This is a genomic window from Micromonospora sp. NPDC047707 (genome assembly GCF_040704235.1).
In the GTDB taxonomy this organism is placed as follows: Bacteria; Actinomycetota; Actinomycetes; order Mycobacteriales; family Micromonosporaceae; genus Micromonospora.
In genome coordinates this window covers 256,095-266,827 of sequence record NZ_JBEYSU010000006.1, presented here as the reverse complement: position 1 = coordinate 266,827, position 10,733 = coordinate 256,095, and the positions used below count along the sequence as shown (strand labels likewise).

The 10,733-nt window shown below is 70.0% G+C and carries 14 protein-coding genes; 9 read left to right on the top strand and 5 right to left on the bottom strand.

Going from position 1 to position 10,733, the window contains the following annotated elements; translation table 11 throughout:
• Nucleotides 1-274 precede the first annotated feature (274 nt).
• Both AB0873_RS09935 and AB0873_RS09930 read left to right on the top strand, forming a co-directional pair.
• Nucleotides 275-442 (top strand): hypothetical protein, encoded by a 168-nt coding sequence (locus AB0873_RS09935; RefSeq protein ID WP_366599305.1) that lies wholly within the window; start codon nucleotides 275-277, stop codon nucleotides 440-442.
• A complete protein-coding gene (locus AB0873_RS09930; protein ID WP_366599304.1) occupies nucleotides 429-1,568 on the top strand; it encodes a helix-turn-helix transcriptional regulator in 1,140 nt (379 codons plus the stop codon). The genes AB0873_RS09935 and AB0873_RS09930 overlap by 14 nt, the downstream gene beginning before the upstream one ends.
• A gap of 222 nt (nucleotides 1,569-1,790) precedes the next feature.
• Here the strand turns inward: AB0873_RS09930 and AB0873_RS09925 are convergent, their stop codons facing one another.
• Entirely contained in the window at nucleotides 1,791-2,672 is an 882-nt protein-coding gene (locus tag AB0873_RS09925; protein WP_366599303.1) for an NAD(P)-binding domain-containing protein, read from the bottom strand.
• Nucleotides 2,673-2,841: 169 nt separating this feature from the next.
• Between AB0873_RS09925 and AB0873_RS09920 the strand changes: the two genes are divergently transcribed.
• Nucleotides 2,842-3,180, top strand: coding sequence for a helix-turn-helix domain-containing protein (locus AB0873_RS09920; RefSeq protein WP_366599302.1), 339 nt, complete (start codon nucleotides 2,842-2,844; stop codon nucleotides 3,178-3,180).
• An 87-nt stretch (nucleotides 3,181-3,267) separates the two neighbouring features.
• On the opposite strand, the gene AB0873_RS09915 is transcribed toward AB0873_RS09920, so the two are convergent.
• A complete protein-coding gene (locus tag AB0873_RS09915) occupies nucleotides 3,268-4,266 on the bottom strand; it encodes an NADP-dependent oxidoreductase (RefSeq protein ID WP_366599301.1) in 999 nt (332 codons plus the stop codon).
• An 87-nt stretch (nucleotides 4,267-4,353) separates the two neighbouring features.
• On the opposite strand from AB0873_RS09915, the gene AB0873_RS09910 reads away from it, so the two are divergent.
• From AB0873_RS09910 to AB0873_RS09895, 4 genes are all read left to right on the top strand, one after another.
• Complete coding sequence (locus tag AB0873_RS09910) at nucleotides 4,354-4,776, top strand: MarR family transcriptional regulator (protein ID WP_366599300.1); 423 nt, start codon at nucleotides 4,354-4,356, stop codon at nucleotides 4,774-4,776.
• Nucleotides 4,777-4,848: 72 nt separating this feature from the next.
• The gene (locus AB0873_RS09905) at nucleotides 4,849-5,421 is read left to right on the top strand and encodes a dihydrofolate reductase family protein (RefSeq protein WP_366599299.1); all 573 of its coding nucleotides are present in this window, start codon (nucleotides 4,849-4,851) and stop codon (nucleotides 5,419-5,421) included.
• Between the two features lie 210 nt (nucleotides 5,422-5,631).
• Complete coding sequence (locus AB0873_RS09900) at nucleotides 5,632-6,546, top strand: ArsR family transcriptional regulator (RefSeq protein WP_366599298.1); 915 nt, start codon at nucleotides 5,632-5,634, stop codon at nucleotides 6,544-6,546.
• On the top strand, nucleotides 6,543-6,968 hold the full coding sequence (locus AB0873_RS09895; protein WP_155332385.1) for a VOC family protein: 426 nt from the start codon (nucleotides 6,543-6,545) through the stop codon (nucleotides 6,966-6,968). Before AB0873_RS09900 ends, AB0873_RS09895 begins: the two co-directional genes overlap by 4 nt.
• A 36-nt stretch (nucleotides 6,969-7,004) precedes the next feature.
• Here the strand turns inward: AB0873_RS09895 and AB0873_RS09890 are convergent, their stop codons facing one another.
• Nucleotides 7,005-7,544 (bottom strand): GNAT family protein, encoded by a 540-nt coding sequence (locus AB0873_RS09890; protein ID WP_366599297.1) that lies wholly within the window; start codon nucleotides 7,542-7,544, stop codon nucleotides 7,005-7,007.
• Nucleotides 7,545-7,800: 256 nt separating this feature from the next.
• On the opposite strand from AB0873_RS09890, the gene AB0873_RS09885 reads away from it, so the two are divergent.
• Both AB0873_RS09885 and AB0873_RS09880 read left to right on the top strand, forming a co-directional pair.
• Nucleotides 7,801-8,646 (top strand): RNA polymerase subunit sigma-70, encoded by an 846-nt coding sequence (locus AB0873_RS09885; protein WP_366599296.1) that lies wholly within the window; start codon nucleotides 7,801-7,803, stop codon nucleotides 8,644-8,646.
• A 67-nt stretch (nucleotides 8,647-8,713) separates the two neighbouring features.
• Nucleotides 8,714-8,971, top strand: a complete 258-nt coding sequence (locus AB0873_RS09880; RefSeq protein ID WP_366599295.1) for a DUF6069 family protein — start codon at nucleotides 8,714-8,716, stop codon at nucleotides 8,969-8,971.
• Nucleotides 8,972-9,047: 76 nt separating this feature from the next.
• On the opposite strand, the gene AB0873_RS09875 is transcribed toward AB0873_RS09880, so the two are convergent.
• Together AB0873_RS09875 and AB0873_RS09870 are read right to left on the bottom strand one after the other, a co-directional pair.
• Nucleotides 9,048-9,479: a RidA family protein gene (locus AB0873_RS09875; protein WP_366599294.1), complete on the bottom strand. Its 432-nt coding sequence runs from the start codon at nucleotides 9,477-9,479 to the stop codon at nucleotides 9,048-9,050.
• Between the two features lie 534 nt (nucleotides 9,480-10,013).
• Nucleotides 10,014-10,718 carry a pentapeptide repeat-containing protein gene (locus tag AB0873_RS09870; protein ID WP_366599293.1) on the bottom strand — a complete coding sequence of 235 codons (705 nt, stop codon included), beginning with the start codon at nucleotides 10,716-10,718 and terminating at the stop codon, nucleotides 10,014-10,016.
• Between the last annotated feature and the right edge of the window lie 15 nt (nucleotides 10,719-10,733).

The following is a 10,733-nucleotide window of genomic DNA, read 5'->3' as shown; positions in this document are numbered from 1 at the left end:
GCACATCCTGCACTGGTCGATCTGGCGACGAACATCCCAAGCCCGCGCCCGCCGATCCCACTACCAGCGCAGACAGGCCAAATGACGTTGGAGTACTAAGTCAGCCCTTGACTACCCAACGGTACCTATGGGAGGTTGCCGAGGAGGCCGTTCCCCTCGGTTGGCGCTGTCGGGCCGTCCTCGCCGGCGTGGATGTCCGACGCAGCCCTCGCGATCGGGCATCCACGCCTCTGCTCCGCGAAGGAAAGAGGCAGACGGGCTCGATGGAGGTGGCATGCAGCGCCGGGACGACGAGTCGGTGAACCGAGGCGAGCAGGTCGAAAGGGCTGAACGCGAGGCTGCCAAGCAACGCTTATTGGAGCAGGCCGAGGCGGAGCGCGTACCCGTTGAGGACACCACCCGAGCGGTGCCGGACCGGCGGTGGCGCAGTGACCACCGATGACCTGCCGATCGGTCGTCGGGTGGCGCGCTGGCGGGTACGGCGGCGGATGACCCAGCAGATGCTCGCCGACCGACTCGGCCGGTCGAAGAGCTGGGTGGACAAGGTGGAGCGGGGTGTCCGCACGCTGGACCGGTACCCGCTGATCCAGGAGATCGCCGAGGTGCTGCGCGTCGACCCGATGGCGCTGCTCGGCCAGCACCGCCCGCCGGCACCGGCCACACCGCAGGCGCTGGACGGGGTGGACGGGATCCGGGCCGCGCTCGCCCGCTACGACCACACGCCACCGAAGCCGACGGACGAGGTCCGACGGCACGTCGAGCACGCCTGGTTGACCTACCAGCACGCGCACTACGCGCAGCTCGTGCGGGTGCTGCCGGGGCTGCTCGACGCCACCCGGAGCGCAGAGCCGGGGCTGCTCGTGCCGGCGTACCGGATCACCTCCTCGCTGCTGGTGAAGCTCGGCGAGGCCGACCTCGCCTGGCTGGCCGCCGACCGGGCGATTGCCGCGGCGGGCGGCGATCCGGTCCGGGTCGCGACGGCGGCCGTGTCGATCGGGGCGGCGCTGCGCGCGCTGGGCCGGCACCGGTTGGCCCGCGCCGCGACGCTCGCCGCCGCGAGCCGCCTCGCGCCGACGCAGGCGCAGGCCGTGCACGGGACGCTGCTGCTCCAGGCCGCCCTGGCCGCCGCCGGCTGCGGCGACGCCCGCCGGGCCGAGGAGCTGACCGCGCGCGCCGCCGGGATAGCCGCCCAGGTCCGGGCCGGTGACGATCCCCATCGGACCGGCTTCGGGCCGGCTGCCGTCGAGCTGGCGCGGGTGGTGGTGGCGGTCGAGCTGGGGGACGGCGGGGGAGCGGTGCAGCGGCACGCGACGGTTATGCAGCGGGAGGCGTGGCGGCGGCTGCCGGCCGAGCACCGGGCCGCGTACCTGGTGGACGTCGCACGGGCGTACCTCCAGATTGGTGACCTGCGCGGGGCGGCCCGTGCGCTGGTCGAGGCCGACGCCGTCGCGCCGGCCGAGGTCCGGTGCCGGCCGTCGGCGCGTACGGTGATCGCCGAGGTCGCCCGCGGCCACCCGGCGCCGGCCGGCGTGGCGCGCCTGGCGACGCTGGTCGGCCTGACCCGGTAGACATCGTCGCGGTCGCCCGATGCGGCTGGTTGACCGGTTGGGACGGCGGAACTCATCGCTGACCGGATAACGGCCGCCGCGTCGGACGGGCCGGCCTACTGGCCGAAAGTGGACCGCAGGTTCTCGTTGATCAGAAAGTTGAGGCGCTTGCGCAGGTGCCCGAGCAGCGACGGGTCGGGCAGCCGTTCGGCTACCAGGAGCGTCCAGCGTGACGTGGGATCACTAAGCCGGCTTCCGTAGCTGCTCGATGATTCGGGACCAGCCGTCGCCACCGTGGCCACTGTCGACGGCGGCGGCTGCCAGGTCGCGCATGACCCGCGGGAATCTGCCGTCCAGACCGAGGTCGTCACTCGTGTCGACGATGTGGCCGAGGGCTGCCAGCTCCATGGTGAGGTTGTCCTCGGTTCCCGGGTACGTCCCGGCGTCGACGTCTCGGGCCAGCCCGGCCAAGGACGCCGGCAGGATGTTGATCATGACCTCGGCGAACGGGAGAAAATCAGTAGCCTTGAGCCCTTGACCGGTGACCATGGCCGTCGCATGCAGGAATCCCGTCATGCCGGCGAAGAACACCTCGAGCATGCCGGTGTCGAGCAGCGAGGCCAGCCCGTGGTCGGTGCCGACGTGCCGTGCGTCGCCTCCGAGGACCGCCAGCACGTCGGCATGAGCGTCGAACAGCGCCCGTTCGCCGCTGTAGAGGAACAGCGCGTCCGGCGCTCCCACGAGCGGAGTGGGGACCATGATGGCGCCGCTCAGCCACGACGTCCTGCGCTCGGCCGCCCATTCGGCCATTCGGCGTGCCTCGCCCGGGGTTGACGTGGCGAAATTGACGATGGCGCGTCCCCTGAAGGCGTCTCCGGGGATCGGCTCGAGTACCGCTCGTGTCGCGTTGCCGTCTCTCAGCACGCCGATGACAAGGTCCGCGGCGCGGACGGCGGCCTCTGCGCTCGGCGCTATGCGGGCTCCAGCGGCTGCCTGTGCTTCGGCCCGTTGGCGCGTTCGGTTCCAGACGGTCGTCGGAACCTTCGCCTTGAGCAGGGCGTGCGTCAGTGCGGCTCCCATCGGGCCCTGGCCGAGCACGGCGACGGTCGGATTCGGCTCTGACATTCGTGTCCATCCTCTCCACAACGGTGGATGTTCGATCGGCATCAAGGCGCTGCCGCCTACGAGCGGGACTGCCTGTCGTGGGCGGGAGCGTCCCGTCCAGCCTCACGAACAGCGGTAGTGTCGACAAGTACCTACTTCGAAGTGCGGTACTCACCGAAAGGTAAGTGAGATGGCAGGACGCGGGCCGTACAGTTGCGGTCTGGACGCGGCAGTCGATGTGGTCGGCGGCAAGTGGAAGGCCCTGATCCTGTGGGAGCTGCACGCGGGGCCCCGACGCTTCGCCGAGCTGCGTCGGGGGCTGCCCGGAGTGAGCGAGAAGATGCTCATCCAGCAGCTGCGCGAGCTGCAGGCTGACGAGCTCGTACACCGCGAGGTTTACCGACAGGTGCCACCCAAGGTGGAATACTCGCTCACCGAATTCGGTGCCTCGCTCAACCGGGCACTCGTCCCCCTCGGCGACTGGGGCGAGCGGCACATGGCGCGCATCACCACCAACCGACCGCGTTAGTCGGCCGACGACGAGGCGCGCCACGCCTGGCGGGGCTGGTCGGCCTTACCCGGTGATCCGCCGGAGCTTCGGGCCGTTCGCCGCCTCCTATCCGACCTTGAGGGCGAGCTTCCCGACATAGTGATCATTCAGGGCGCGATGCGCATCCTTGACCCGCTCGAACGGGAAGGTCCGGGCGACGTGGACTTCGAAGGTGCTCGCCTCGATGATCGCGTTCAGCCGATCGGTGGCGGCGCGGCTTCGATCCCCGTCGTAAGAGGACACCGTCGCGCCCGGCGGCGTCACCGGCACCGGCAGGACGCCGTTCGGCCAGGCGATCCGCCCCGAGCTCTTGATCGCGCCAAGGGAACGTTCGGCGGTCTCGCCTCCCACGGTGACCAGCGCGGCGTCGAGCCCGTCCGGCGCGAACTCGGATGCCGCAGCCAACACATCGTCCCTGCGACCGTCGACGGCGTGGTCGGCGCCCAGCCGCCGGGCCAGGGCGACACCGTCGTCCCCGGAGGCCACGGCCAACACCCGGATGCCGCTGTGCCGCGCCAGCTGCACGGCCATGTGCCCGATACCCCCGCTGGCTCCGAAGACCATGAGTGTCTGGCCCGGCCGCAGGGCGAGCAGGTCGAGACCGCTCAGTGCGGTCAGGGCATCCCACGCCATCGGGCCGGCCTGTTCGGTTGGCATCCGGTCGGGCACGCGCGCCACGAACTCCGCCTCGACGACGCCGTACTCGGCGTAGAAGCCGCCACGCGGCAGCGGCATCGACGCCGCGTAGACACGGTCACCCACGTCGAACCGGGTGACGTCGCGCCCGACCGCGGCCACCGTGCCCGCCGCGTCCCAGCCGAGGACGTAGGGGAAGGTCGACGCGATGCCGAAGGCGCCGTCGTAGTGCCCCTCCCGCTCGACCGCGTCCCAGGACCCGACCCCGGCGAACTCCACCCGGATGAGGACGTCGTGGTCCCCGACCTCGGGGAGCGGCATCCGGCGCGACGAGAGTTCGTCGACGCCGCCGAACCGGTCAAGGACGATCGCGTTCATCTGCGGCTCCACGATCGTGCCGCTCGCGGTGCGCTCGGCTCTGCTGTCCATCCGCCCTCCTCAGTTACTTGAGTGAATCAAGGACCATTCGACCACGACTAGTTGAGCGAATCAAGTAACTGTTCTAGGCTGGGAGCCGTGGCACTGTCGAACCGACCCGCAACCACCTCGTCCGAGGCCGAGGCTGCCATGTTCGACCTGGTCGACGTCTACGACCGCGCCTACGAGGCGGCCGCGGCCGAGTTGTCGCTCAGCCCGGCGCAGGCATGTGTGCTGGGGCGACTCGACGAGCGACGCGGCATGGGCGCACTGGCCGAGGAACTCGGCTGCGATGCCTCCAACATCACCCAGATCGTCGCGCGTCTCGAAGCGCTCGGCCTCGTGGCCCGCGAACCGGATCCCCGGGACCGCCGCGCACGACTGGTCGCGCGAACCCCTCGGGGAAACGAGATCAACCAGCGGTTCGCGACGGCCTTCACCTTCGCCCGCACAGCGGTCGGACGACTCTCCCCCGACGAACAGGACCAGTTGACGGCGCTGCTGCGCAAAGCACTGGGCTGACCGCCGGTAGGAGCCGGCCACGCCGTAGCCGAGAGCAATGATGCGCTGCGCGCATCAGGGGAGAGCAACGAGATGAGACCACTTCGATACTCGATCAACGTCACCCTCGACGGCTGCTGCCATCACGAGGCAGGGCTCCCCCCGGACGAGGAGTCGATGCGCTACTGGACCGCTGAGATGGAGCGAGCCGACGCCCTGCTGTTCGGCCGGGTGACCTACGAGATGATGGAGTCGGCGTGGCGGCAGCCGGCCACGGGCACGTGGCCTGACTGGATGGATGAGTGGCAGATCCCGTTCGCCGAGACCATCGACCGGGCGAAGAAGTACGTCGTGTCGAGCACGCTGAGCGGGGTCGATTGGAATGCCGAGCTGGTGCGAGGCGACCTGGGGCAAGCGGTTCAGCGGCTCAAGCAGGAGCCAGGCGAAGGCCTGTTCGTGGGTGGCGTGACGCTGCCTCTGGCGTTGGCAGATCTGGGACTGATCGACGAGTACGCGTTCCTTGTGCAGCCGGTCCTTGCCGGACACGGGCCGACGTTGCTCGCCGGTCTGCGCGAGCGCATCCAGCTCGAGCTCGTGGATCGCCAAGCGTTCCGGTCGGGGGCGGTCGCCCTGCGATACCGGCCCGCGAGTAACGGCTTGACGTGATTAGTCCTGGCACTTGCCGAGGGCCACGCAGTCAGGGCGGGCGCCGATCCCCATCGGACCGGCTTCGAGCCGGCCGCCGTCGAGCTGGCTCGGGTGGTGGTGGCGGTCGAGCTGAGGGACGCCGGAGGAGCGGTGCACACCGGCATGTGAAGGTCACGCAGCGGGAGGCGGTGGCGGCGGCTGCCGGCCGAGTATCGGGCCGCGTACCTGGTGGATGTCGCGCGGGCGTACCTCCAGCTGGGTTACCTGCGCGGGGCGGCCCGCGCGCTGGTCGAAGCGGACGCCGTCGCGCCGGCCGAGGTCCGGTGCCGGCCTCTGGCGCGTACGGTGGTCGCCCAGGGCCACCCGGCGCCGGCCGGCGTGGCGCGACTGGCCGCCCATCCGCTGCGCTGGCGGCTGTTGACCGAGCTCGCGGCCAGCGATTACCGGGTCCGGGAGTTGGTGACGCTGGTGGGCGAGCCGCAGAACCTGGTCTCGTACCACCTGCGGCTGTTGCGCGACGCGGGGCTGGTCACGGCCGCCCGCAGCAGCTTCGACGGCCGCGACAGCTACTACCAACTGGACCTGGACCGCTGCGCGGACGCACTCGCCGCTACCGGGGTGGCCCTGCACCCTGCGCTGCGCCGGGAGCGCGTCGCGCCAGATGTGCCACCGGCGGATCTGTCTCGCTCGCCCCGCATCGGCGTGCTGTTCCTGTGCACCGGCAACAGCGCCCGCTCGCCGATCGCCGAATCCCTGCTACGTCACTACACCGACGGCCAGGTCGAGACGGCAAGCGCCGGTAGCCAGCCCAAGCCCCACCTGCACGCCGACGCCGTACGGGTGCTCCGCGAGGAGTTCGACATCGACATCACCGCCCAGAGCCCCCGGCACTGGGACACCCTGTCCGGTCGACGGTTCGACTACGTCATCAGTCTCTGCGACAAAGCCCGCGAGGCGTGCCCCGACTTCCCGGATCAGCCCCGGCGGGCGCACTGGAGCATTCCCGACCCCGCCGCCACCGGCGGGCACCGATCAGGCCGGCTACCTCGCCTTCCGGCGCACCGCGGCTGTCATCGCGACCCGCGTCCGGCACCTGCTGCCCGTCCTCAGCGCCATCCGATCCTGAAGGAGATCCAGCCGTGACAGCCTCCGAACGGTACGCCAGTGTCCGCTACATCGTCGACGACGTGCAGACGGCCGTCGACTTCTACACCACCCATCTCGGCTTCGTCCTGAACACCAGTGCCGCGCCGGCCTTCGCGGACGTGGTGCGCGGCCCGCTGCGGCTGCTGGTCTCCGGCCCAAAAAGTTCCGGCGCCCGCGCCACGCCCGACGACGCCACCACCGCCGGACGCAACCGCATCCACCTCACTGTCGACGACCTGGACGCCGAGATCGATCGACTACGAGGTGCCGGGTTGTCGTTCCGTAGCGACGTCCTGGCCGGCGTCCCCGGAGTCCTCGCGCTGCTGGCGCCGGTGGCGACCTGTTCCCCTCACTGTCCTTGCCGGGCGACAGAAAGTTGTCCTGCCACCGATATGACCGTCAGGAATATTTATGCCTGACAGTCATACCGCTCGGTCCGGCAGCGTTTGTCGTGGCTACGGCTTCCAGTCGCGCCGGAGCAGGCCGTAGAGCACGAAGTCGGCGAAGCCGTCGCCGTCGTACTCGCGCTCCCGCTGGGTGCCCTCGTGCGTGAAACCGCACGCCTCCGCCGTCCGCCGCATGGCCGTGTTACTGGCCAGCGTCTCCAGTTCCAGCCGGCGCAGGTTGCGGTTGCGGAAGCCGTACCGGCAGAGCAGCCGGATCACCTCGGTCCCGTACCCCTGGCCGCGCGCTTCGGGAACCAGGGCGATGCCGAGATGGGCGTGCCCGTTGAACGCGTTGATTCCCCACAGCACGCCGCGACCCAGGAAGGTGCCGTCGGCCACCGTCTCGGCCAGCAGCAGCATCGGCGACTGGCCGTCGGGCGGCTGGGTGACCTGCTTCTCCAGCCACGCCCGGAGCTGGCCGACGTGGCGCGGCAGGAACGGCTCGCCGTCGGTGATCAGGTGCAGCTCGGGATCGCTCTTCAGGCGGAACAGGTTCGGCGCGTCGTCGGGCGTGGGTGGGCGCAGCCGGACCCGTTCGGTGGCGAACACGGCACGACGCTAACAGCCGACCGGGACGACCATCGACCGGTTAATGCCGGGCAGGCGGTGATGAGTTGTCGGGCCCGTGGCCGTCATACGTAGGACGGGACACCACGAGGCGGAAGGATGACGGGATGGCTGCAGAGCTGCGGGAGCTGGGCGAGGTCGACGAGCGGGCGTTCTCGGGGCTGGCGGAGCGGCACCGGCGGGAGCTGCACGTGCACTGCTACCGGATGCTCGGGTCGTTCGAGGACGCCGAGACACCGTGCAGGAGACGTTCCTGCGCGCCTGGCGGCGGCGGGAGACCTTCGCGGGGCGGTCGACGTTCCGGGCCTGGCTGTACCGGATCGCCACCAACGCCTGCCTGGACCTGCTGGCCAAGGTCCGCCCGGAGCCGGCGACCGGCGGTGAGGTGCGGTGGTTGCAGCCCTACCCGGACCGGCTGCTCGACGAGTTGCCCGCGGGCGACGCGGACGAGCCGGAGGCCGTCGCCGTAGCGCGGGAGACGATCGAGCTGGCGTACCTCATCGCGGTGCAGCACCTCGCGCCGCGCCCGCGGGCCGTGCTGATCCTGCGGGACGTGCTCGGCTGGCCGGCGAAGGACGTCGCGGAACTCCTCGGCGACTCGGTCAACTCCGTGAACAGCGCGCTGCAGCGGGCCCGCGCCGGCATGCGGGAGCACCTGCCCGCCGAGCGGCAGGACTGGACCGGCGGCGAGGAGGACACCGGCACCCGCGAGCTGGTACGCCGCTACACCGAGGCCAGCGTGGCCACGGACGTGCCGACGCTCGCCGCGATGCTGCGCGACGACGTACGCAGCTCGATGCCGCCCACGCCGGGCGTGTACGTCGGCCGCGACGCGGTGGTGAACGACTGGGTCGAGGGCGGCTTCGAGGGCATGACGGGCCTGCGCGGCATTCCCACCTTCGTGAACCGGCAGCCCGCCGTCGCCTTCTACCATTGGCGGGAGCGGGAGGGCGCGTACCTGCCGCTGGCGATCGACGTCCTGCGCGTCACCGGCGGGAAGATCACCGAGATCGTCACGTTCCACGACGACCGGTTCCCGCGGCTCGGGCTGCCGGAGCGCCTGCCGGCGGACGGCACGGCATGAACAGCATGGATGACACCAGGCTGTCGGCGTCGGCTTCGCGGTCACCAACAGCAGCCAGACGATCCCGGTGCCCGGGATCGCCGTGGTGACCGGCTTCTTCTCGGTCGTGGGCATCGTCATCGCGGTCGCTCTTCGTCGGTGGAGCGCTCGCCCCGCCGAGCGGTTCGTGTGGGCGGCGGTGTCGCTGACGGCGATCTCGCTGGTCCCGCCCATCCTCTTCGGGGCTGACGCCGTCACCGTCACCGCCCTGATCGGGCTGCACCTCGTCGCTGCGGCGGTGATGATCCCCGCCCTGGCGCGGAGCCTCCGCGCCCGGACCGATTGACGGTTCCGCTACCGGACGACGCGCGCGCCGTCAGGCGTGCTGGAGTGACCTCCGACGTAGAGTCGGCGGCGGTTCCTCACCGCGGCACGACAGCGATGACGTCGATCTCCACCAGCATGCCGGGCAGCGCCAGCGCCGGCACCGGGATCAGGGTCCAGGCCGGCTTGCGGTCACCCCACACGCGACCGAACTCCTGTTTCACCACCCCGAACTTCTCCTCGTCGTGGTCGACGATGAGGAGATTGAACTTCGCCACGTCCGAGATGCTGGCGCCGGCGGCGGCGAGCACGGTCTCCGTGTTCGACAGCGCCTGCCGGACCTGCGTCCCGAAGTCCTCCGACAGGACGCCGTCCTCGGTCTCGCCGCCCTGCCCCGCCGGAAGGATCATCCGCCAGCCGGCCGGGAAGACCGCCAGATGCGAGTACGCGTTCGGCCGAGGATCGTAGAGCCCCTTCGGGTTGATGAACGTCAGCTCGTCGATCTCCCCCGCACGAATGTCACCGGCCATGTCGCTCTCGCCCCTCTGCATCTGCTGTGGCGTCCACTGTCAACGACCGACCTTAGTTGCCCACGGTGCTTGGAACATGACTAATCGTCATTGCGACGCTGACCCGCGAGGTGCTGCCGGGCTGGCCGGAGGATGCGTTCATCACGAACTGGCCGATGCCGGAGCACTCGGCCGAGGACGTTCCGAGGGGTTGGACGGGCGGTGCGAATTTGATGCAGGGCGGGATCGGCGTTCACACGGAGTGCTCCACGGTTTTGGGCAGCAGTCGACCGCGCTCTATGTTGGCTGGTGGGGGAGTTCGCGCGGGTCGCGGCGGCAAGGAGCAGCTGGATGCCTTTGCCTTGCAAGTGAAGCAGATTGGGCGCAGGTTGGCGAAGTGGTCACCGCGCCCGAAGTGCTCACCGAGTTTGGGCAGGGCAGAGGGCTCTGGCCTGCGGTGATGCAGTCGAGCGGTGTGGCGTGACCTCCCGGAGAAGACCGAAGTTGTCAAGTTGGACCCGCGAGTGAGCGGCCCCGGCACCTGCGGCCGACGGCCTATTCGCTGGCGGCGTCCTCGATGTGGATCCCGAGCGCGCCCGCCAGCGTGTAGGACAACGCCGCGAGGTCTTGGTGGGCGATGGCTGCTCCTGCCATGCTGGTCACTCCGCCGATCCCGGAGAGCAGGCAGTTGGCGAAGCGGGTGCCGTTCATCGTCGCTTGGGAGAACTGGGCGCCGGTCAGGTCGCAGTGGGTGAAGCGCACGCCGGTCAGGTCCGCGTTCTGGAAGTCCGCCCGGGTCAGGTTGCAGTCGTCAAAGGTGACGTCGGTGAAGTTGGTGAACCGGAACGACGACAGGTCCAGCCGGCACTCGGACACCGTCACGTCGCGCAACGCCCCGTTGATCCAGTGCACGCCCGTCATCCGAAGCGTCGATAGTCGACTCCGGATCATGGACGACTTCTCCGCCCGCAGGTTCGCCAGGTTCGTACTCTCGAACAGGCAGTCGGTGATGGTTGCCCCGTCGAGCTGGACACCGCTGAGGTCCGCGCCCTTGAATCGGCACTGCGCGAGTTCCACTCCGTCGGCCGCCTGCCCGGACAGGTCGAGATCGACGAATGCCAGCCGTCGGAACGTCGATTCGGGCTCAAACCTGTGCTCTTCGGCTGTAGCACGTTGCAGCGAGGCCGGCGGTCTCGGCTTCGCCGGCACCCGATAGCGGGCGACACCCGAACCACTACCACGAGACGTCCGCGCAGCCATCCGCGCACTCTAGCC